This is a genomic window from Bdellovibrio sp. HCB209 (assembly GCF_047306065.1).
Taxonomy (GTDB): Bacteria; Bdellovibrionota; Bdellovibrionia; order Bdellovibrionales; family Bdellovibrionaceae; genus Bdellovibrio.
Window position 1 is genome coordinate 3,686,591 of the sequence record NZ_CP178618.1, and the last position, 21,269, is coordinate 3,707,859.

Here is a 21,269-nt window from a genome sequence, read left to right on the forward strand (position 1 = left end):
CATGGAAGTAAAGCTTCTAAAGTCGCATAAGACATTCGAAGGAAAAACTCAGTTTTGGGAGCACGATTCTGCTGCGACCAAAACTAAAATGAAGTTTTCAACTTTCATCCCCGAAGGTTTGGTGAAAGGTTGTGTTATCTGGCTCTCTGGCCTGACTTGCACAGACGAAAATTTCATCACAAAAGCTGGGGCACAGAAGTATCTGGCAGATAACCAACTGATGGTGATCTGCCCAGACACTTCTCCACGCGGCTTACAATTGCCGGGAGAGCACGACTCTTATGATTTCGGCTCGGGCGCGAGCTTCTATGTGAATGCGAAAACAGACGGATATCGTGATCACTATCGTATGTTCAGCTATATCAGCGAAGAACTTTTCGATTTGATTCAAGCGCAGTTCCAAGTTCCTAAAAACAAGATCTCTATCATGGGTCACTCCATGGGAGGTCACGGGGCTTTGGTTATTGGGCTTCGTGAAAGCGGCAAGTTCCAATCTATTTCAGCCTTTGCACCGATCGTAAACCCAACAAAGTGTCCTTGGGGCGAGAAAGCCTTCACCGGATACCTTGGCTCTGACCAATCAACTTGGAATGAATACGATGCCACTGAGCTTATGAGAAGTGGTGCTCGTCACGAAAATCCAATTTTGATCGATCAAGGCCTTGCCGATGAGTTTTATGAAAAGGGTCAGCTACAAACTCCCCATTTTGAAAAAGCTTGTTTGGATGTTGGTCAAAAGGTCGAAGTAAAATACAGAGGTGATTATGATCACAGCTACTATTTTATTGCGACTTTCATTGAAAGCCACATCAAACATCACGCCAAATTCTTAGCCTAATTTCATGGGTTGTGCTTCACAGACTTAGAAGCACAGCCCCTGTTCCGACGACCAAAGCTCCCATAATCTGAATTCTGGTCAAAGATTCTTTTAAGAAGAATGAAAATAGAACAGCGAAAAAGATCGATGCATTTCTAAGAGAAATCGCAAATCCCGGCACCGATACTTTTAAACCATATAAGAAAATCACAAACGACATATTCGCGGCCACACCCGCAGCAACGGCCTTAATACTTTCACTGCGCACGACTTGCTTCACACGCTGCACTCTTTCACCAGTGATAGCGAGCCACAAGAATGGCCATGAGATCACCATTGCCACTGCAAAAAGACTTTTGGGTTCAGCCCCGTGATGTAAAGCCTGATGATAGCTCAAGTGATAGCCACCAATAAAGATCGCGCAAACCCATGCCCATGGCACCTTTGCAAACCATCCCGACTTTTCCGCGGACTTTTCCCCAAGACTTGGGAAACTTAAAACAACTATTCCACCTAAAACAAAGACCGCGCCTAGTGTCTGCAATGTCGATGCGGTTTCACCCATGAACATCGTAGAGATCAACCACACGAAGATCATCGCTCCACCACGCATAATGGAATAGGCTTTACCCAACTGGCTTTGCTTAAGCGACCAAGCCAGCGTCACGAAATAGGCGCCTTCAGAAAGACCGGAAAGAATCGCCCAGGTTAAGGGCGTGCCCGCCGAAAATTCATCGGTAAAAAATATCAGCGAGATCGCAATAATTAGATTACTGACTGTCATTGCGACAAAAAGAAAAGCTTCTTTGTCTTTCGTTGTTTTCGCAATCGCATTCCAACTGGCATGCAAGAATGCTGAAGATAAAAGTAAAAGGGCACTCGTGTTCATCGGTGCCCATCATAACGACTGGATACAGGATCGGCAATGCTCGAAAGAAGCTATTTCGAGGAAATCTGTTTGTTCATCTTAGTTTTTTGATCCTCAAGTCGACCGAAAATTTGGTCCACTTCCCTCTCGAAATCCTTCGGTGGCTGTTGCAGGCCATTGAGAAAAGCACTCCAGTGTCGGGTGAGTCCCGCCATAGCCACCGTTTCACGGATTTGTTCTTCGCTGGCGCCATGAAGCTTTGCGAATTCCGTATAGATGTAAACACATGATGGACATGAGGACTGCGCTGACACCGCGAGACTGATTAAATCAATTGTCGCGGGAGACAATGGTGAGCGCGGATTCATGCTTAGCATCTTGTGCTCATTCCACGCGCCAGCGATTCCCTTAGCTGCATAGGGTTTCACAAAATTTGGAACGATCCCCAACATGCTTTGCATGTCCTTGTATGCCGCCGCTGGATCGCCCACTAAAGGAATCGGAGTATTCTCACTCACGATCATGGGCTTCTTGGTTTTTAAGACCGAGATCATTTTATCGACGTCCATTTTAAACTTATTAAATGGAATCGGAGACCCCTCCCAGAAAGCCGCCCACTTGCGAGTATCCGCAGCTATTGCGATCGCATAGTTAAGTTCTTGCGGAGTGGCTTCGTTAAATTTAGCTGCACGCTTATGAAAATACACACAGTACGTGCAAGGAATCTGAGCCGCCACGGCAAGACCGATTAGCTCTTTGGTTTTCGGTGTTAGAGCCGTTGTTGGATTTAACTGAATATCGCGAAATTCCTGCCAGGCGCCAGAAATCGCCTCTTGAGGAAACTCCTTCATAAAAGTCGGAATCATTCCAAAGGTTGCACGCATTTCTTCGTAGGCAGCTTCGGCCTGAGGATTCTGCGGGACAACTTGATCAGCGGGTTTTTGCGCGGCGAAGGCCACAAAAAAGAAAAGGAGAGGTGCCACGAGGGGCAAGATGACTTTCATAAAAGCTCCGATGTGAAAGATACCTAAATCCTAATCCCACCAAAGCAAGGCGGTAGATCCGCCTGAAAAAAACAAAGGGCCAGTCTCTCGACCAGCCCTCCATCAAATCTATTTTCGATTTTCTATTTTCCCAGGATGTTGTTCACCACGTTAGTGGTGGGCAACATTCTGTTGACCCGTGTATTGGGCTTTGATGCCGAATTCACGTTCTTTTTGGATTTTGAAGATCTCTTTTGGATTTTTGATATCCAAAGCGTTGATCAACACTTGATCCACATGGTCTACAAGGATGACTTTCAAGTCTTTCATCACTTCCTTCGGGATGTCCTTAAGATCTTTTTCATTCTCTTTAGGACAGATGATCATCTTGATGCCACCACGGTGAGCTGCCAGAGTTTTCTCTTTCAAACCACCGATTGCCATCACACGACCACGAAGGGAAACCTCACCAGTCATCGCAACAGTGCGCTTAACCGGGATTTTCGTGATTGCTGACACGATTGAAGTCGTCAATGCGATACCTGCTGAAGGACCGTCCTTAGGAACAGCGCCTTCTGGCAAATGGATGTGCACGTCGATGTTCGCGAAGTATTCTTTATCCAAACCGAACAAAGGACCTCTTGAACGTACGTAGCTCATCGCTGCCGCACAAGACTCTTTCATCACATCACCAAGTTGACCAGTAACCGTGAATTTACCTTTACCAGGAACCACGCTCACTTCGACTGCCAACAAGTCACCGCCAACTTCTGTCCAAGCCATACCGTTTGTAAGACCGATTTCATTTTCAGCTTCGATTTGACCGAATTTGAATTTATGAGGTCCCAACAACTCTACTAGTTTTTGTGCTGTTACAACGTAACCTGCATTTTTACCAGTTTCAGCTTTTGTAGAAGTCTTAGCTCCTTTAGCACCTTTTTTAGCAGCAGCTGTTTTAGCAGTCGCTTTTTTACCAGTGCCTTCGGATTTAAAGTCATTCAAAGTTTCGCTCATCACGATATCTTTAGCGACTTTACGGCAAACATTCGCAACTTGTCTTTCAAGGTTACGGACGCCCGCTTCTCTTGTGTAGTAGCGGATGATGTCGCGGATAGCTTCATCTTTAACCGTAACTTTGTGATCTTTCAGACCATGGTTTTCCAATTGTTTTGGAACCAGGTAGGACTTCGCGATGTTGAATTTCTCCTGCTCGATATAACCTTCAAGCTGGATGATTTCCATACGATCCAACAATGGACGTGGGATTGTATGAAGACTGTTCGCCGTCGCGATGAACATTACTTTTGAAAGATCGTATTCAACTTCAAGGTAATGATCTTGGAACGTAGAGTTTTGCTCTGGATCCAATACTTCAAGCATCGCTGCTGAAGGGTCACCTCTAAAGTCATTCGCCATTTTGTCGATTTCATCCAGAAGAACTAGTGGATTACCTTTATCAACCTTGCGCAAAGCTTGGATGATTTTACCTGGCATCGCACCAACGTAAGTTTTTCTGTGACCGCGGATCTCAGCTTCGTCTCTCACGCCACCCAAAGAGATACGTGCGAAAGAACGATTCAAAGATTCAGCGATAGATTTCGCCAAAGACGTTTTACCAACACCCGGAGGACCTGCAAGGCACAAGATAGGGCCTTTCATGTCTTTCGAAATCGAAAGAACAGCTAGGTATTCAAGGATACGGTCTTTAACTTTTTCCAAACCGAAGTGCTCGTCATCCAAAATGCGTTGAGCATTTTTGATGTCATGTTTCTCTTCGGAGTAATCCTGCCAAGGAAGTGACAAGATCCAATCGATGTAGTTACGAACAACTGTCGCTTCAGCTGACATCGGTGACATAAGCTTCAATTTCTTGATCTCTTTCATCACTTTGTCTTTAGCTTCTTGAGACATTTTCTTGTTCTTACATTTGATCTCTAGATCTTGAAGCTCTGCTTGGTAGTCGTCTTTCTCGCCAAGTTCTTTTTGAATGGCCTGCATTTGCTCATTCAAATAGTATTCTTTTTGAGAGCGCTCCATTTGTTTTTTCACGCGAGTGCGGATCTTTTTCTCTACTTCTAGGATTTCGATCTCGCCGGTCATCAAGTTCAACAAATGTTCCAAACGTTTGCTAGCATCGATGATCTCTAGAACTGCCTGCTTGTCTTCAAGCTTCAAGTTCAATTGAGCCACGATAATGTCAGCCAACTCACCCGGATTCTCGATAGTAGAAACTCTCATCAAGATTTCTGGTGGGATGCGTTTGTTCAATTTCACGTATGTTTCGAAAGTTGTTTTTACCGAGCGTACAAGCGCTTGGGCTTCAACAATGTTCGTACCGTCTTCGTCCAAGGACTCAACAGCCACCATGAAGAAGTTTTCGTTGTTTACGAAATTCTTAATCTTTACGCGACGTTTACCCTCAACCAAAACCTTCACAGTTCCATCCGGCAAGCGGAGCAACTGAATGATCGTACCTACAGTACCGATCGCGAAGATATCCTTAGGTTCGGGATTGTTCGTTTTAGCGTCCTTTTGAGCTGCCAAAACGATATCTGTTTGTTTCGCCATCGCTTCTTCTAGAGCGTTGATACTCTTTTCGCGACCTACAAACAAAGGCATCATCATATGTGGAAAAATGATGAGGTCTCTTAGGGGCAAAAGCGGTAGTTGTGTGACTTTTCCCTCGCTCATATCCTCTCCCTCCCTTGGGTTAACGAGCTTCTTGCGTATTAGGACACAAGAGGATGTTCATTCAGGTTAAATAATCCGTTAAAACCTTAGCGAATCCTTCCTTATTTTAACGATGTGTACGATTGCTGGGAAGTAAATATGTGAGAGAAAAAAAGAAGCTGGCCTCTGGCAATTGTTGGCATGCCATATGCCTGCTCAAATTTTGTGCATTTTTGAGGCAGAAATGTTGATCTAAAGAATTCATGGATTTCGAGCGGAAATGAGATTCTTTCCTAATTGTAATACCCTACGAGCACATTTTGATGCCCTTTTCGGCGAACTTAAACGATAAGTGCTATGTGACACGCGAACAATCCAAATGGGCTCATACAAATTCACTGAGTCTTAAGTTGCTTATAGCGACTTGGGCCGTCAGTTCTTTTGCCACGTTAGTTTTAACGGCGGGTCAGCTAATTTTGGATTATCAGAAGGATTTCGATAAGTTGCAAAACAACTTCTCGATCATTAAAAACTCCTACCTTGATTCCATGGCCGAGCACTTGTGGTCTTACGACACTCGCCTGCTTGAAATTCAGCTGGATGGTCTAAGCCGCCTTCAAGGTGTGAGCTACCTGAAATTGGTGGCCGATAATAAGACCATTTACGAAACTGGCGTTACCGATCCTGCTGAAGAAAGCCACCGCAGCTTTGAAATTTTACACAAAAATACCAACGAAGTTTTGGGAACTTTGGAAGTCGAGCTCGATGTCAGAAATCTTCGTGAAAAGTATTTCCACGAGGCGATCTGGATTTTCATTCGACAAGCCGCAAAGACCATGGTCGTTGTTTTCTGCTTGTACTTTATCTTCAACCGCATCGTGGTCGTACACATAAAGCGTATCGTGGAATACCTAACTTCGGATGAACGAACTCGTGGCGAGCTCCGCCTGAATCGTCGTCAAAGTGAAGTTAAAGATGAGTTGGATATCTTGGTCGACTCTATCAATAAATTTAAAATAGAACTCCTCGAGGCCAATCAGCAGCTCGAGCAGTTAAACCAAGCCCTGGAACACAAGGTGATGAATCGTACGCGCGAGCTGACGACGAAAAACCAAAGCTTGGAAAAAGCCATGCTACAAATCAAACGCATGCAGGCTACTTTGGTTGCGCAGGAAAAACTGGCATCCCTAGGAAGCTTAACTGCGAGTGTGGCCCATGAAATTCGCAATCCATTGAACTTCGTTTTGAACTTCAGCGAACTTTTAAGTGAGTCTGAGGACAACGAAGAAATCAGAGAGATCAGTCGTGTTATCTTGAAACACAGTCAGCGTATCGATCAGATCGTTCGCTCGATGCAGATCTTGTCGGGTTATGACAGCGATATCCTTGAGCCAACTGATGTGAACGAAGTCGTTAAAAAGGCGTACCAACAAACTATCGCTAATCGCGCGTTGGGCTCTGCTTACATTCCGCCAAAGGTGAACTACCGTTTGGCAGAATCCGTTCAGGCACAGACTTACTCCGCTTCTTTGATGAGAGCCTTGTCAAATATCATTGATAACTCCATCCATGCTCTTGAGAAGAAAGTTGGAACCGAGAGAAACTTTGATCCCGAACTGACTATTTCTACTGCTGTCCGTGGGGACAATGTTGAAATCTCCATTCGTGACAACGGCATTGGTATTCCATCGATCTTAGGAGAGAAAGTTTTCGATCCATTCCTTACAACGAAGGCACCTGGAGAAGGAGCTGGACTTGGGCTGACTGTCGCGTTTAACATTGCGCAGAAGCACGGTGGCACATTAAAATACTCGAGTGAGTTTGGTCAGTGGACTGAATTCGTAATGTCGCTACCAATGGTACACGAAAGAATTCATGCATGATTCACATAGTGGTCGTCGATGATGAAGCAGACACACATCTGCTTTACAAACTGAAATTTAAAAAGTTTTTTGCTGCTCTTGGCGGCGTTAAACTTGTTTCCTTTCTGAGTGCCATCGACTGCCTGAACTATCTTCGAATCGCCGATACACCCAAGGTTGATCTCATCATGTCGGACATCAATATGCCCGAGATGGATGGCTTCGAACTTCTCCAAGAAGTTCGGAAAGTTTACCCTATGATGCCGTTTTATGTGGTGAGCGCCTATGAATCCTCTGAGTTTCGCAACCGTGCTGAGCAACTAGGAGCGCAACGCTTCTTAAGTAAACCTGTTGATTTTCATGCACTTGGCGAAGCCTTGAAGACTGACCTCAATCTTTCTTTGTAATCCTACCAAAACTGCTATTTACTTTTGTCCTTGAACTAAAATTTGGTTAAAAGCTCTATACATTCAAGGAGGGGATTCCAATGAAGAAATTCGTTTTAACCGCGCTTTTGCTGATCACGGGAAGTGTTCCTGCATTTGCTACGCCACTTACCGCAGATAATATTATCGGTCGTTATAACGTTGAAGCATCCTACATGTTTCAAAAGGCTTACCTAAAGTTCCAAGTTATCAACAATAAAGAGTTCGAAATCACTCGCTACTACAAAGACGGCCACCAAGATGCTACCTGCCAAGGTGACTTCGTCGTGACTAACAATTTCTACTACAACTCTCGTGGTGTTTTGACGGCTGGCAGATACTTTAAAGGTGTCTTCACTTGCCCTCATGACCGCTCTAAGAAAGTCGATTTCAACATCGATTACAAAAACACTCAGCTGGAAGATCTTCCGAAGGGTGTGAAAGTGTCGGCAACGACATCCATGGTACCAGGCGCGAAGCTAAAAGCGTGGGTTATCAAACTTCCATAGTCTGCAAAAATAAAAAACCCAGAGATCACTCTCTGGGTTTTTTGTTCTAATCTGTGCTTTAAGAACTAAGCGGAACTTTTCTTAGCTTCTGCCTCAGCTTCAGCTTTCATTTCCTCTTCAGTTTTATAAACCATCATCGGCGTGCCGCCATCATTGATCACGTTTTCATCGATGATCACTTCTTTCACGTTACCTTTAGATGGTACATCGTACATGATGTCGAGCATTGCAGTTTCAAGCACACCACGCAGACCGCGGGCACCTGTTTTACGTTTCAAAGCCATTTGTGCAACTGCACGAAGTGCTTTTTCCGTGAACTTCAATTCAACACCCTCGAATGAGAATAGTTTTTGGTATTGCTTAGTGATCGCATTTTTAGGGCGAACCAAGATATCCATCAACGCATCTTCATCCAATTGACCAAGAACTGCGATCGCTGGCAAACGACCAATGAACTCTGGGATCAAACCGAATTTAGACAAGTCATCTGGCTCCACTTTCGCAAGTAGATCCGCTTGTGCAGCTTCAGTTGCTGTGCGGATTTCCGCAGCGATACCCAATGTTTTATTCGTTGTTCTGCTTTCGATGATTTTATCCAAACCAACGAACGCACCACCCACGATGAACAGAATGTTCGTAGTATCCACTTGGATGAATTCCTGTTGTGGATGTTTACGACCACCTTTCGGAGGTAGATTTGCAACTGTACCTTCTAGGATTTTTAGAAGGGCTTGTTGCACACCCTCACCCGATACGTCACGAGTGATAGATGGATTTTCTGACTTACGAGAAATTTTATCGATCTCGTCCACGTAGATAACGCCTTTTTGCGCTTTTTCTACGTCATAGTCAGAAGCTTGAAGAAGGTTTAGAACAACGTTTTCAACGTCTTCACCTACGTAACCTGCTTCAGTCAATGTCGTTGCATCCGCCATTGCGAATGGAACGTTAAGGATCTTAGCGATTGTTTGCGCCAACAAAGTTTTACCGGAACCAGTAGGACCGATCAAAAGGATGTTGGATTTTTGCATTTCTACGTCAGCAGATTTTTTACCGCCAGACATAGCGTTCACACGTTTATAGTGATTGTGAACCGCAACAGCCAAAGTTTTCTTAGCTTGAGTTTGACCGATTACATAATCATCAAGGTAAGTTTTGATATCAGACGGTTTCGGTACTTTAAAGGTACCTTTTACGGCTGTCTCTTTCTCTTTTTCCTCGTCGATAATGTCGTTACAAAGATCAATACACTCGTCGCAGATATATACGCCAGGACCAGCAATAAGTTTTTTAACTTCTTTTTGGCCTTTACCGCAGAAACTGCATCTCAATGTGCCGTTAGTGTCTTTAGTCGTCATCTCTGATTACCCTTTTTTCGCCTTACGAGATTCTACTACGTGGTCAAGCAAACCAAATTCTTTAGCTTGGTAAGGGTCCATGAAATTGTCCCTTTCCATTTGATCTTTCAAGAATTGGTAGTCTCTGCCCGTGTGAGTTTCATAAATACGAGTCAGTTTTTCTTTTGTTTTCAAAAGCTCTTTTGCGTGGATTTCGATGTCAGTCACTTGACCAGACAAACCACCGCCAGAAAGAAGCGGCTGATGGATCATGATACGCGTGTTCGGAAGACTATAACGCTTACCTTTAGTTCCCGCTGTCAAAAGCAAAGAACCCATGGAAGCCGCCATACCCATGCAATATGTCGCCACATCACACTTCACGAACTGCATCATGTCGTAGATCGCCAAGCCGGCAGACACACTGCCCCCCGGTGAATTGATATACAAATGGATGTCTTTTTCTGGGTTATCAGACTCCAGGAAAAGGAACTGCGCAATAAGAGCATTGGCAACTTCATCCGTAACCGGAGAACCAAGGATGATAATACGGTCTTTAAGAAGGCGGGAATAGATGTCGTAAGATCTTTCGCCTTTGGAAGTCTGCTCGATGACGTAAGGAATTAGTGCCACTGGTGTCTCCTAATAGTTGTCTGTACCCTTCGGGCCATGCCGAAGTAGCTGAGGTCTTATGCTGTGCTACCTATCGGAATACTCCAGCAAGACTTTATGAAAAAGCCTTTGACCCCTAGGAGTGCTATGTTACATCTAACGAAGCCCGAATTACACAATCATTTTAAGAGGTTTACTATGGCTTTTAACTTACTGAACAAAGATATTGATACTTTGACTTGCCCGGCTTTGGTCGTGTTTTCAAAGGCTTCTTCACAAAAAGATAAGCTTGCGAAAGTGACTCATAATGAGCTTAACAAGCAACTTGTTGATTCAATCTCTGAAAAGACAATCACTGGGAAACATCAAGAAGCTATCACATTCCGTGAATTCAATATCAGCGGCTACCGTCATCTTATTGTTGTCGGTCTAGGTAAAGAAAACGAAATCACACACGAATCTGTTCGCCAATCTGTTGCTTCGGCACTTGAAGCAATCAAAGCTTTGAATGTTAAAGAAGCTGCTTTGCACTTTGATGGCATCACAACTGCTAAAAAAGACGCAGCTGATTTCGCAAAAGCTGTAGCTGAAGGTTTGGTTCTGACTTCTTACGTATTCGACGAATTGAAATCTACAACTAAAGCTAAAAAATCTGAAGACGAATTGAACGTACACGTCGTTACTAAATTGGCAGCTGACAAAGCTGTTAAAGCAGCTTTCCACGAAGGCTCAGTTCTAGCGAACGTAGTTAACTTCTCTCGTCGCCTTGGTGATATGCCAGGTAACTTGATGACTCCAACAATCCTTGCTGACTCTGCGGTGGCAGCAGCTAAAGGCATCACAAACTTGAAAGTAACAGTTTGGGATAAAGCTCGTATCAAAAAAGAAAAAATGGGTGGCCTTCTTGGTGTTGCTGCTGGTTCTGATCAAGAGCCACGTTTCATCATCATGGAATACAAAGGTGCAGCTGCTTCTAAAAAGCCAGTTTGCTTCGTTGGTAAAGGTCTAACTTTCGACTGCGGTGGTATCTCTATCAAGCCAGGCGCAGGTATGGAAGAAATGAAATACGACATGTGCGGTGGCGCAAACGTAATCGGTACTTTGCTTGCAATCGCTCAATTGAAATTGAAAGTAAACGCAGTTGGTTTGGTAGCTTCTACTGAAAACTTGATCAACGGTTCTGCGACTAAGCCAGGTGACGTTCACACGGCTCGTAACGGTAAAACGTTCGAAGTGAACAACACGGATGCTGAAGGTCGTTTGATCCTTGCAGATGCTTTGTCATACGCGACTGAACTTGCTCCGCAAGTTATCTGTGACGCTGCAACTTTGACTGGTGCGATGGTTGTTGCTTTGGGTAACACTCACACTGGTTACTTCACTCGCAACTCTGCTTTGAAAACTAAAATTGAAAAAGCAGCTGTTCAATCTGGTGAATGGGTATGGAACATGCCTTTGACAGATTTCCACTTGAAAGACATGAAAGGCGTTTACGCTGATCTTTCTAACATCTCTTCTGGTAAAGGTGCTGGTTCTGCAACTGCAGCAGCATTCCTTGAGCAGTTCGTTGGCGAAGGCATCCCTTGGGCTCACTTCGACATCGCTGGTACTGGTTGGGCTGTAGGCAATCGTCTTCCGTATGCTCCTAAAAAAGGTGCTTCTGGTGCGATGATCCGTACATTTGTTGAAGTAGCTAAACAATACGTTTAGTTTCTATCAAACTTTCGTTAAGAAAATTAAAGGCTCTGGTTTTACCAGGGCCTTTTGTTTTTTATCATTAGACCTTTCGAGCTCTCTAGGATCACAATGATAATAACCTATGACTAGAGCTCTCTCTTATCTCAAATGGATTGCGATCTCGATGATCGTTATATCGTGTGCGACTTTGCCCAAAGATGTGCAAAGAACACCGAGCACTAGTCTGCCTCCAGACCCCAATACTTCTCTGTCAAAGTATATAAAATCGAAACTCCAGGGACATCACGATCAGTCGGGATTTCACCCTCTGTTTTCTGGCGAGGACGCCTTCGTTGCTAGAATCGCCTCTATACGAACTGCGGAAAAGTCGCTGGATTTGCAATACTACATTTGGAATAACGACATGACTGGCAACCTCATGCTTCATGAGGTTTTGCTTGCCGCAGATCGAGGTGTTCGCGTCCGCGTTCTATTGGATGATCTGAACTCTGGAAAATTTGAAAAGCAGTTGCGCGTTTTAGCCAGCCATCCGCAGATCGAAATTCGCATGGCCAATCCTTTCGCTAGCAGAGGATGGAAGATCTTTGAGATCGGTCGCTTGAAGGAAGTAAATCGCCGCATGCACAACAAAGTGATCATCGCAGATAGCGAGGTCGGAATCGTTGGCGGCAGAAATATTGGCGACGAATACTTCTCTGCTAGCAATGAAATGAACTTTGGTGATTTGGATTTGTGGACAATCGGCCCTGTCGTTCCAAGCCTTTCTAAAGAGTTTGATTTGTATTGGAATAGCGAATTCGCCTACCCGATCGAATCCTTAGTTAAGAAAAATCCTGCGCCAGAAGATCTGACCAAGATAAGAACTCTCCTTTCGGAAGCCGCGCAAAAAGCCCTTGGCACTCCCTACACGCGAGGCCTTAAAGATAGCCAGCTCGTAAATGATTTCGCCAAAGGATCTATCAAAACATTCTGGGGCGAAGGACGTGTGGTTTATGATACTCCCGAAAAACTGCGCCAACCCGCAAATGAACAAGACGACAATCTTCACGTTCAACTTCGTCCCTATCTAGAAAAATCCACTAAAGAGATCTTTATGGTCTCCCCATATTTTGTGCCCCTTGATGGCGGGGTTAAATACCTGACCGGAAAAGTCAGCAGCGGCATTCGCATCGTTATACTTACGAACTCTTTAGCATCCAGTGATGTGAGCGGCGTATTCGGTGGGTATAAAGGATATCGAAAAAAATTAATCCGTGGCGGGGTAGAGCTCTATGAGCTTCGTCCGAAAATACAGCCCGATAAAAAGAAGGCAAAACGCACTTGGGGATCAAGCGGTTCGCATGCGGGACTTCACGGAAAGACCATGCTCTTTGATGAGCGAATGATCTTTGTTGGATCTATGAACTTAGATCCTCGCTCGGCCTATTTAAATTCCGAAATGGGTGTTGTCGTCGACAGCGAGGAAATGGCTAAGGATTTTACTCACAGATTGAAAGATGATCTGAACGAGGTGGCATTTCATCTGACCTTGGATGAAAAAGACAATCTTGTGTGGACGACGTTCAACAGCGGGCACAAAAAAACCTTCACTTCTGAACCAGAAACAAGCTGGTGGCAAAGAGTGAAGGTTTCGATAATGTCAGTATTTATTCCTGAGCGCGAACTTTAGAAATTAAGAACTACTGGGTGACCAAGATAACGAGCGACCTCGTTGCTTTCGATAACTAGGTCTGTGCTGTTCAGGTTTTTCATGCGCACAGATTTTAGCAACCAAGTTTTAGGCCAATGATCTGGAAGATTTGCGAATCTTACCACGACGCCAGAACCTTCATTGAACTGAAATTCGCCGTCAGCAGGTCTTTCTCCCAAAATCTTTGCAACTGGCAACCATAATGGATTGATCTTCGCAGTGTCTTTAGAAAACTCACAAGTGCCTTCAAGCTCCATCGATGGCTTATCACCAGAAACAGAGACACCTTCTGCTTCAAATGTTAAACTGACTCTGCTGAATTCTTGGCAAGCGAATTTCTTTTGTCCGTATTGATCGACGAAAACGAAATGACCCAAAGAAAAACCAGATGCTTCAGGAGTTTTTTTAAGTTCAAAGCCTGTTACCAGTCTTTGCTTAACAGCGTCTTGCAGTTTTTCGCCTGATAGATTTGAAAAGTCGAAATTATTTCTGACAGCCGCAGGATCACGACCGATATAATTCACATCCGTATTGCTGTGAACCGTGTAATAGCCCACACCAAAGCAGACAAATAAAAGCCCGAAGACTCCCACAAATTTTTGCATATAGTTTCCTCTTACATGCAGGATAACATGGGGATATCGCGGGCTTCGCTATTTCTGTTTTAAGTCAGGTCTATCGTCTAGTAGGTAACGATCACACTTTTGATTGAAATGGCCTGAGTTCCCATAGAACCATCTGCATTTCTTACGGGAACCTGCATTTGGCGAACTTGCGGGTCTAGGACCATTTGTGGAACCGGGGCATTTTTGCGAGCACGGTAAGCAGCGTGAAGTACTTGGACTTCGCGACCTTGGGATTTTAACGTCACATTCATTTGGCTTGTGTCTTTGGCGTTCAAAGCAAAGTTGATCACGCCATCATTTGAAATCGCTGAAGCAACTTGTTGGCCATTTAGATAAATACCGACTTTTTCACCGTTAGCAGCATCCGTCAGAGCACTGATATATCTGCCGCCAGCATAGTCAGCAGGATTTGAGGAAAAGCCTTCCGTAGAGGACTGACCCGCATCGATGATCGTTAACGACACCCCGATAGTTCCAGAAACCTGTCCGGCCATTGCTGGCATTGCCGCCATAAGACCCAATACAGAAAGACCCATCATACGAATTTGTGTCGAGATTTTCATAGGCACTCCTCAGTCGTGATAATCCATCGACTTTAAGAGCAAGCCCCGTACCCTGTTCAGATTTAACTAATGAAGACTGGTGGAACATCCCCTGTCTAAAACTATGACAGGGGACGAAAACTGGTGTGATTTACGTGTAGCCTTTGAATTCTGCCTTAAGCTCGCGAGCCTCATGGGCGATCGCTAAAAGACCTAATTTCGCTGTCCAACCGTACACGTTTTCTTGAGGACATCCTGGCGTATTGATCGCCAGATCCGAAACACACAGGCGCTTATAAACTGCGCCAGGGCTGTTCAAGCTCTCAGTGGAGCTTTTCTCAGAGTGAGTTCTTAAGAAGCCACCCGCTAAGTCGCTACCAATCATATAAATAACTGGTTCTGCACTAGCGCCGTCTGCTTCAACGATGGAAGGAATACCTTCTTGGATAATCACTTCTTCAACGTCGCGGCCGCCTTTGGCCGCTTTCATTTTTTTACGTGATTTATAGCTCCACTCTTTAACTTCAGCACCAGAACCCACGCGGATCACTGCTAAGCCATATGTGCCCGCATTGTTTTTTACAAATACGAACGGCTCTTGATTGATACCACGCTTTTGGTATTCGGATTTTAAGCGAGCGAGCATCGCATCCACACGCTCAGCCAAAGCTGCGCGACTGGATTCATCGGCGATATCAAAATGCTCGAATAGTTCTGTCTCGACCGTCATTAGGAACGGATCAATTTTGGCAATCGCGCTGAACTCTTCAACCAACTGATTGTAGTACTTAAAGTACGTGCTTTTTTTACGTTGATACCAACCCAGCTCGCGCGGTGGATTCATCGGAAAATCTGTCACTGTTTTTGCCCACTCTTCGTAGGCTTCAGAAAAGTCATTGTTGCTGATGATAAGATCTGGTTTGAATTCTTTCATCAAACTGCTGTTCATCAATGCGGAATGAAGAGTGATTTCATTTCCGGCAGAGCTCGTGATTTGCAAAGGCTGTTCAAGTTCACGTGGGATCGCCACTTTTACTTCAATGCTAGAGGCTTCAATCAAGGATTTGATGGTGAATACGTTTTCCCAATAGAAAGCGTTATTCGTGTGCTCTTCAGTAACCAGAAGAATTTTTTTAATCTTCTCCCCGTAGTGATTCACAATGTATTTATTCATCAAGCTTACGGAAGATTCTTTATCCGTTGGGCAGATATTGTTGAATCCCGCTGGGAAGATATTCGCATCTACGTTGGAAATCTTGTAACCAGAGTCACGGATATCGTAACTGGAATAGATCGGGTGTTTAAATTCTTTGGACTTGGCTGTAAACCAAGTACAAATCTCGTTCATGTTGGCGAGTGTTTGTTTGTGAAGGGTGAGCTTCGCCATTGATTCTCCTTAAAAATCTCAACTACAAATTCGGATCTTCACCAATTGCTGGCTTTGAAGGCATTTTTTTAGAAGAACCTTGTTCCTCAGGTAATAATGCATCCGCCTTAGTTCGGCCTGATCTTTTAATGCTGTTCAGTTTCTTAGACTCCTCCGTCAGACCCATGGACTCATGGCCCTGATACAGAAGTCTTTCTGTTTTTTTACGTATATCGCTTGTTAATGTGAAAAACTCAATCTGATAACTGTTGGGAGTTTGTCCAGCTAACGGGCGATATAATTCTGCGCTATCAATCAATTCAACCAACGAACCGCCTAAGTTCGCCTGCTGACTGCGGTTTTGTTTAACCGCTTCTACTTGCAAGTACAACTCATTGTACGTGGTCTGAAGTTGTTTTAGAGCCGTCGGAGACCAGCGGCTGTTGTTTAACTCCAACGCACGGATAAGGTAAATCTGTACGTATTTCTGTGAGGCCACAAAGGATTCAAAGTTTTCGGCTGACAGCTGGTTGGTGGAAACGCTTCCCATTTGCACGTAGGTTTTTACCAGCCAATCTTTATCAAGCTTCGCAGGGTCGGTTTCTTTGCGGATTTTTGCGATACCTTGCTCAGCTTCATTCAAATACTTATTGGCCTCTTTTTCACGGCCAATTCTGCTATAAGCCGAGGCAAGTCTTGCCGGAATTTCTGCGTAACCAACAGTCATAGGCAAAGCCGTGCGCAGGCTTTGAGCTTCTAGCAAATTTGCCACGGTCTTTTGATCATCGCCCAACGCTTCCTCACAGAATGAATTTCTGTACAAAGCCAAAGCCGCGATATCCGGTTGTAGATTACGTGTCTTTAAAATCACATCGCGATAAATCGCCGCCGCCTCCACCCACTTGCCTTGACCCTCAAGAGCTTGGGCTTCACCGATACGAGATGCCTGATAAAAACTAGAGACTGGATATGTTTCTTGGAAAAGTTTGTACTGCTTTTGCGCTTGCGCGAAATTTCCTGCGACAAGTGTTTCTTGTGCCGTATGAAGATCACGCTCTTCTATAAGGCGTTTATTCTGAAGAGCCGCTTCTTCACTTCGATCCATTTGAAAATAGCTACAGCCTGCAAGAGTAACGAAAAGTAACAGGCTGATCACCTTTTTCATGCGGGCTTCTCCTCCTCAGTAATGAGGGTGCTGATTTCTTCAAGGCCTGAGAGATCTGAAACATCTTTAACTAAATCCGGGATGCGCAGAACTCGAGCGTCACGCGACATCTTCTTTTCGAATTGTCGATAGATCGCATCCCTATGATTGTAATAGGTCTTCATTTGCATGTACAAGTCCGCTAAGCCTTGCTCTGCAGTCCCGCCTTCATAACCTACCCGGAGGTCTAGCCAATGCGGGAAAACTCGGTTCAAAATAACCGTATCTAGATTGTACCCACCCTTGCGGATTTCTCTCGAAAAGTACTCAGCCTCTTTAAGTTTTGCCTGATCGAAACTTGTGACCAAAAAGAACTTCGTTGTTGGCGCCACAAGCATGCGTTGAACTTCGGTGGTTCTTTGCAAAAGCTTGCCCTGCCACTGCTCGATATTCATAAAGAAATCGCCCAATTCACGAATGAACTGAGATCCCGTCAAGGTTTCTAAAACTTTTAATACCTGACGAGTCCCCGCCTGAATCAAGTGACCCAAGATCCCTGATTTTTTACCCTCAGGATCACGGAACCACTTAGCAACTCCATCACTAAAAAGGGCCGCTAATTTTTGCGGAGCTTTCAAGAAATCCAGAGCGTGCTTAGTCGGCGGAGTATCTAAAATAATCAGGTCAAACTTACCTGATTCGTAGACTGAATAAAGCTTTTCCAAGGACGTAAATTCTTGGGAACCACTTAAATTTGTCGAAAGTTGTTTATAGAGACTGTTATCAAAAATCTTACGAACAGCTTCTGACTTTTGCGCGGCTCTTTCGACGAAATCATCGAAAGTTTTTTTGTGATCAATCACAGAGGCGTAAAGCTCGCCCTTGAAATTTTGCCCTGGAACTTTCGTCACATCATTCGTGCCTTCGATTCCTAATGTTTGGGCTAAGCGTTTCGCCGGATCAATCGTCAGGACTAAAACTTTCTTACCCTCTTTGGCGGCAAGAATACCGATAGCAGCGGCAACGGTTGTTTTACCAACTCCACCACTTCCCACACAGACTAAAACTTTTGCGTCTTTCAAAAGATCTCGGCTCATGGAAGTTTCTCCATAGCTTTTTCAACGAGTTTCCACGGATCTGTTTCAAAGTATAAAGGCACCTTGGTGATCTTTTTGAATTTCGTTTTCGCCTGGTCCATCATTTGCGCCTGGCGATCCAGTTGCTGTTCGATGTATTGCGCGAACAATCCCAAGTCAGACGTGGTTGCTGACTCTGCCTGCTGCAAAGACTCGCGTGGAATATTCACATCCAAAACTTTGTTCATCACAAGTTCCGCGTCAGCATCCAATTCTGTTTTCAAAACTTCGGCAAGCTCCGTGGATTCTTTCAACGGCAATTCTTCCGGCAGCGAAACAATGTGATAGCTGGTCACTTCGGGATTTTTAAGTACAGAAATGATCGAACGACTTTGCTCGCCCATGGGTCCGATCTGAACAGCTTGAGCCATTCCGCGAGGTGCTTCGATCAAAGCTTTGAAGTGGCCGGTCGCAAATGCATCGATAACCAGACAATCGTAATTCATGGGCGGGCCGTATTTTCGGGGACCCGAAGTGATTTTTCCGAGCATCGCCAGCTCCGGAAGACCCGGTGCGATGTTAATAAACGCCTTCATCACGGCGTTATCAAAGAAAAGTTTCGCCAGGCTTTCCACCTTGATCAGGTACTGGGCGTACTCACGCAGAGCACTCTCCCCCGTCCATAGAGCTAGCGAAAGATTCGGCTTAACTTCTTGAGGTTGAAAAGAAACATCAGCTAACTCAAAGAAATCTTTGAAGAAACTCTGATCCCCTAGCTCCACCAGAAGAACTTTTTTGCCTTTTTTTGAAAGTTTAAGAGCAAGAGCCGCGGCTATAACCGACTTACCAACTCCGCCTTTTCCAGTCACAAAATGAATCTCTTGTTTCATAGATTCTTAAAGTGTCTCTGAGCTTGTAAATATAGGCATTACGCAAAGCATTATAAGGTGCCTTCAGAGAGGGCATAACCTACTATCCGACGGCTTTTAACATGTAGGAGTAAACGCATGAAATCAAACGTAGAAAAGGTTTCTAACCTTTCAAGAAAGATGAATATTGAAGTTCCAGCTGCAGTTGTTACAGCATCTTTCAATAAAGTATTCACTAGCATCCAAAAAGACGTGGAAATCAAAGGCTTCCGTAAAGGTAAAGCTCCATTGAACACGATCAAATCAATGTACGGTGATCGCGTTAAGCAAGACGTAGTTCAAGACCTAGTTCAAAAACATTACGCTCAAGCTTTGCAAGAGCACAAACTTGATCCTATCAGCTACCCTGAATTTGAATTTGCTGACGTGACTGAGAACAAAGACTTCTCTTTCTCTGCTGCATTTGATGTTCGCCCTGAAATTACTTTGAAAAAGTATGAAGGTTTGGAAGTAGAAAAAGAAAAATTCGAATTCGACGCTAAAAAAGTGGACCAAGTTTTGGAAAACATCCGCTCTTCTCGCGCAAACTTCGAAACTGTAACTGAAGATCGCGCTGCTAAAAAAGGCGATATCGCAGTTGTAGACTTCACTGGCTTCATGGGCGGCGCGCCTCTTGAAAACGGTGCTGGCACAGACCACAACCTTGAGTTGGGTGCTAACCAATTCATCGAAGGTTTCGAAGAAGGCGTTATCGGCATGAAAAAAGGCGATAACAAAACTCTTACTTTGAAATTCCCAGATCCATACCACTCTGCAGAGTTGGCTGGTAAACCAGTTGAGTTCAAAGTTACTTTGAAAGAAATCAAAGCAAAAGTATTGCCTGAGTTGAACGATGAGTTCATCAAAACTTTGGGTGGACCTGAGTCTTTGGCTGAGTTGAAAAAAACTATCCAAGAAGACCTTGAGCAAAACGATAAAAAACGTATCGAAGATGGTTTCAAAAACCGTATCTTGAAGACTTTGGTTAAAGAAAACCCAGTTGAAGTTCCTCCTTCTTTGTTGAAAGAGCAAAAAGCTTCATTGGTTGAAGACTTCAAAAAACGCATGGCTGATCAAGGCATGGGCGAAAACGATTTCGCTTCTTACGTTCAAAAATGGGATGCTGATTTCACAAACACAGCGACTGAGATGATCCAATCTTCATTCTTGGTTGATGCTATTGCAAAACAACATGATCTATTCGCTAAAAAAGAAGACCTAGATGCGAAATTCGAAGAGTTTGCAAAACAAACTAATATCGAAGTTTCTCGTATTAAAGAATTCTACGGCCGTCCAGATCAATCAAGCCGTCTTACTTACCAAATCACTGAAGAAAAAGTGATCGCGTTGTTGAACAAAACTGTAAAAGTTAAAGAAGTTCCAGCCGGCACATTCAAAGACGAACAAAACTAATTGTTCTTCTGACAGTTGAATAACTAAAAAAGGCTCTCGCAAGAGAGCCTTTTTCTTTGGGTACGGCCTTACCGAAAAGCGTACGTCCTTACCTGCGTACAACGATTCAATCACTTCACACGATGGATAATGTCTTGCACATCACGAGTGGATGCCAAGAAAACCACTCATATATACGCACGAAAATCCTTATCATGTTTTTGCAAGATCGAATAATCAGGAATGGTTCTATCTGCCAAAGCCCGAAGTTTGGTTTATTTTCAAAGAATGCCTCAATGAAGCAAGTGAGCGGTTCGGTTTCCAGGTCTATTTATTTGTCCTGATGGACAACCACTATCATATGATTGCTCAGTGCTCCCCCCAGCATAACCTAGGTGAGGTTATGGGTTGGCTTCAAAAAACGGTAAGTAAAAACATCAATCACCGGGCAAACAAGATTAATCACGTTTTCGGTGGAGTTTATAAAGCGTGTCTTTTGCAACATCCTGATCATTTCGCAACGGCTTATAAGTATGTTGCACTAAATCCGGTGGCCGCCGGCATCTCCAGCAATGTATTCACATATCCATTTCTATCTCTGAATAACCAGAAGTTCAGACTGCGCCGATGAATGAATGGTTTGCTAGTGTACCTCAAGATGAAGCAAATTTTAGGGGATGGCTCAGTGAGAGCTTTGATCCGGATCAAAGATTTAAAGTTCGAATCGCGTTGAGAAAAACAGTT

The 21,269-nt window shown here is 44.2% G+C and carries 19 protein-coding genes; 8 read left to right on the forward strand and 11 right to left on the reverse strand.

The genetic code is table 11. The features are described from left to right. Position 1: 1 nt before the first annotated feature. A complete protein-coding gene (fghA, locus tag ACLVWP_RS17985; RefSeq protein ID WP_413559040.1) occupies positions 2 to 838 on the forward strand; it encodes an S-formylglutathione hydrolase in 837 nt (278 codons plus the stop codon). A gap of 16 nt (positions 839 to 854) precedes the next feature. On the opposite strand, the gene ACLVWP_RS17990 is transcribed toward fghA, so the two are convergent. From ACLVWP_RS17990 to lon, 3 genes are all read right to left on the reverse strand, one after another. Next, positions 855 to 1,706: an EamA family transporter gene (locus ACLVWP_RS17990; protein WP_413559041.1), complete on the reverse strand. Its 852-nt coding sequence runs from the start codon at positions 1,704 to 1,706 to the stop codon at positions 855 to 857. 50 nt (positions 1,707 to 1,756) lie between these two features. After that, a complete protein-coding gene (locus tag ACLVWP_RS17995) occupies positions 1,757 to 2,689 on the reverse strand; it encodes a carboxymuconolactone decarboxylase family protein (protein WP_413559042.1) in 933 nt (310 codons plus the stop codon). A 150-nt stretch (positions 2,690 to 2,839) separates the two neighbouring features. After that, complete coding sequence (gene lon, locus ACLVWP_RS18000; protein WP_413559043.1) at positions 2,840 to 5,359, reverse strand: endopeptidase La; 2,520 nt, start codon at positions 5,357 to 5,359, stop codon at positions 2,840 to 2,842. Between the two features lie 338 nt (positions 5,360 to 5,697). Between lon and ACLVWP_RS18005 the strand changes: the two genes are divergently transcribed. The 3 genes from ACLVWP_RS18005 to ACLVWP_RS18015 all read left to right on the forward strand — a co-directional run bounded on the left by ACLVWP_RS18005 (position 5,698) and on the right by ACLVWP_RS18015 (position 8,134). Beyond that, complete coding sequence (locus tag ACLVWP_RS18005) at positions 5,698 to 7,221, forward strand: ATP-binding protein (RefSeq protein WP_413559044.1); 1,524 nt, start codon at positions 5,698 to 5,700, stop codon at positions 7,219 to 7,221. After that, positions 7,218 to 7,607, forward strand: a complete 390-nt coding sequence (locus ACLVWP_RS18010; RefSeq protein ID WP_413559045.1) for a response regulator — start codon at positions 7,218 to 7,220, stop codon at positions 7,605 to 7,607. The genes ACLVWP_RS18005 and ACLVWP_RS18010 overlap by 4 nt, the downstream gene beginning before the upstream one ends. An 80-nt stretch (positions 7,608 to 7,687) precedes the next feature. Continuing rightward, positions 7,688 to 8,134: a hypothetical protein gene (locus ACLVWP_RS18015; RefSeq protein ID WP_413559046.1), complete on the forward strand. Its 447-nt coding sequence runs from the start codon at positions 7,688 to 7,690 to the stop codon at positions 8,132 to 8,134. A gap of 65 nt (positions 8,135 to 8,199) precedes the next feature. On the opposite strand, the gene clpX is transcribed toward ACLVWP_RS18015, so the two are convergent. Further along, a complete protein-coding gene (gene clpX, locus ACLVWP_RS18020) occupies positions 8,200 to 9,492 on the reverse strand; it encodes an ATP-dependent Clp protease ATP-binding subunit ClpX (RefSeq protein ID WP_413559047.1) in 1,293 nt (430 codons plus the stop codon). 6 nt (positions 9,493 to 9,498) lie between these two features. After that, positions 9,499 to 10,104, reverse strand: a complete 606-nt coding sequence (locus tag ACLVWP_RS18025) for an ATP-dependent Clp protease proteolytic subunit (RefSeq protein ID WP_413559048.1) — start codon at positions 10,102 to 10,104, stop codon at positions 9,499 to 9,501. A gap of 177 nt (positions 10,105 to 10,281) precedes the next feature. Here ACLVWP_RS18025 and ACLVWP_RS18030 point away from each other — a divergent pair, with 177 nt between their 5' ends. Together ACLVWP_RS18030 and ACLVWP_RS18035 are read left to right on the forward strand one after the other, a co-directional pair. Beyond that, on the forward strand, positions 10,282 to 11,793 hold the full coding sequence (locus ACLVWP_RS18030) for a leucyl aminopeptidase (protein WP_413559049.1): 1,512 nt from the start codon (positions 10,282 to 10,284) through the stop codon (positions 11,791 to 11,793). Positions 11,794 to 11,902: 109 nt separating this feature from the next. Further along, the gene (locus ACLVWP_RS18035) at positions 11,903 to 13,450 is read left to right on the forward strand and encodes a phospholipase D family protein (RefSeq protein ID WP_413559050.1); all 1,548 of its coding nucleotides are present in this window, start codon (positions 11,903 to 11,905) and stop codon (positions 13,448 to 13,450) included. Here ACLVWP_RS18035 and ACLVWP_RS18040 read toward each other — a convergent pair. From ACLVWP_RS18040 to ACLVWP_RS18065, 6 genes are all read right to left on the reverse strand, one after another. Beyond that, a complete protein-coding gene (locus ACLVWP_RS18040) occupies positions 13,447 to 14,076 on the reverse strand; it encodes a hypothetical protein (RefSeq protein WP_413559051.1) in 630 nt (209 codons plus the stop codon). The genes ACLVWP_RS18035 and ACLVWP_RS18040 overlap by 4 nt on opposite strands. 77 nt (positions 14,077 to 14,153) lie before the next feature. Further along, positions 14,154 to 14,660, reverse strand: a complete 507-nt coding sequence (locus tag ACLVWP_RS18045; protein WP_413559052.1) for a hypothetical protein — start codon at positions 14,658 to 14,660, stop codon at positions 14,154 to 14,156. A gap of 130 nt (positions 14,661 to 14,790) precedes the next feature. After that, on the reverse strand, positions 14,791 to 16,026 hold the full coding sequence (gene gshA / locus ACLVWP_RS18050) for a glutamate--cysteine ligase (protein ID WP_413559053.1): 1,236 nt from the start codon (positions 16,024 to 16,026) through the stop codon (positions 14,791 to 14,793). Between the two features lie 22 nt (positions 16,027 to 16,048). Next, positions 16,049 to 17,170: a tetratricopeptide repeat protein gene (locus ACLVWP_RS18055; RefSeq protein ID WP_413559054.1), complete on the reverse strand. Its 1,122-nt coding sequence runs from the start codon at positions 17,168 to 17,170 to the stop codon at positions 16,049 to 16,051. Next, positions 17,167 to 18,246 (reverse strand): ArsA family ATPase, encoded by a 1,080-nt coding sequence (locus tag ACLVWP_RS18060; protein WP_413559055.1) that lies wholly within the window; start codon positions 18,244 to 18,246, stop codon positions 17,167 to 17,169. Before ACLVWP_RS18060 ends, ACLVWP_RS18055 begins: the two co-directional genes overlap by 4 nt. Further along, complete coding sequence (locus tag ACLVWP_RS18065; protein ID WP_413559056.1) at positions 18,243 to 19,115, reverse strand: ArsA family ATPase; 873 nt, start codon at positions 19,113 to 19,115, stop codon at positions 18,243 to 18,245. Before ACLVWP_RS18065 ends, ACLVWP_RS18060 begins: the two co-directional genes overlap by 4 nt. Positions 19,116 to 19,232: 117 nt before the next feature. On the opposite strand from ACLVWP_RS18065, the gene tig reads away from it, so the two are divergent. Together tig and ACLVWP_RS18075 are read left to right on the forward strand one after the other, a co-directional pair. Next, the gene (tig, locus tag ACLVWP_RS18070; RefSeq protein WP_413559057.1) at positions 19,233 to 20,546 is read left to right on the forward strand and encodes a trigger factor; all 1,314 of its coding nucleotides are present in this window, start codon (positions 19,233 to 19,235) and stop codon (positions 20,544 to 20,546) included. A 151-nt stretch (positions 20,547 to 20,697) separates the two neighbouring features. Then, positions 20,698 to 21,156: a transposase gene (locus ACLVWP_RS18075; RefSeq protein WP_413559058.1), complete on the forward strand. Its 459-nt coding sequence runs from the start codon at positions 20,698 to 20,700 to the stop codon at positions 21,154 to 21,156. Positions 21,157 to 21,269 lie beyond the last annotated feature (113 nt).

Coding starts and splice junctions, on each gene's coding strand:
- fghA (WP_413559040.1), top strand. CDS start 2: ATGGAAGTAAAGCTTCTAAAGTCGCATAAGACATTCGAAGGAAAAACT.
- ACLVWP_RS17990 (WP_413559041.1), bottom strand. CDS start 1,706: ATGAACACGAGTGCCCTTTTACTTTTATCTTCAGCATTCTTGCATGCC.
- ACLVWP_RS17995 (WP_413559042.1), bottom strand. CDS start 2,689: ATGAAAGTCATCTTGCCCCTCGTGGCACCTCTCCTTTTCTTTTTTGTG.
- lon (WP_413559043.1), bottom strand. CDS start 5,359: ATGAGCGAGGGAAAAGTCACACAACTACCGCTTTTGCCCCTAAGAGAC.
- ACLVWP_RS18010 (WP_413559045.1), top strand. CDS start 7,218: ATGATTCACATAGTGGTCGTCGATGATGAAGCAGACACACATCTGCTT.
- ACLVWP_RS18015 (WP_413559046.1), top strand. CDS start 7,688: ATGAAGAAATTCGTTTTAACCGCGCTTTTGCTGATCACGGGAAGTGTT.
- clpX (WP_413559047.1), bottom strand. CDS start 9,492: ATGACGACTAAAGACACTAACGGCACATTGAGATGCAGTTTCTGCGGT.
- ACLVWP_RS18030 (WP_413559049.1), top strand. CDS start 10,282: ATGGCTTTTAACTTACTGAACAAAGATATTGATACTTTGACTTGCCCG.
- ACLVWP_RS18035 (WP_413559050.1), top strand. CDS start 11,903: ATGACTAGAGCTCTCTCTTATCTCAAATGGATTGCGATCTCGATGATC.
- ACLVWP_RS18040 (WP_413559051.1), bottom strand. CDS start 14,076: ATGCAAAAATTTGTGGGAGTCTTCGGGCTTTTATTTGTCTGCTTTGGT.
- ACLVWP_RS18045 (WP_413559052.1), bottom strand. CDS start 14,660: ATGAAAATCTCGACACAAATTCGTATGATGGGTCTTTCTGTATTGGGT.
- gshA (WP_413559053.1), bottom strand. CDS start 16,026: ATGGCGAAGCTCACCCTTCACAAACAAACACTCGCCAACATGAACGAG.
- ACLVWP_RS18055 (WP_413559054.1), bottom strand. CDS start 17,170: ATGAAAAAGGTGATCAGCCTGTTACTTTTCGTTACTCTTGCAGGCTGT.
- ACLVWP_RS18060 (WP_413559055.1), bottom strand. CDS start 18,246: ATGAGCCGAGATCTTTTGAAAGACGCAAAAGTTTTAGTCTGTGTGGGA.
- ACLVWP_RS18065 (WP_413559056.1), bottom strand. CDS start 19,115: ATGAAACAAGAGATTCATTTTGTGACTGGAAAAGGCGGAGTTGGTAAG.
- tig (WP_413559057.1), top strand. CDS start 19,233: ATGAAATCAAACGTAGAAAAGGTTTCTAACCTTTCAAGAAAGATGAAT.
- ACLVWP_RS18075 (WP_413559058.1), top strand. CDS start 20,698: ATGCCAAGAAAACCACTCATATATACGCACGAAAATCCTTATCATGTT.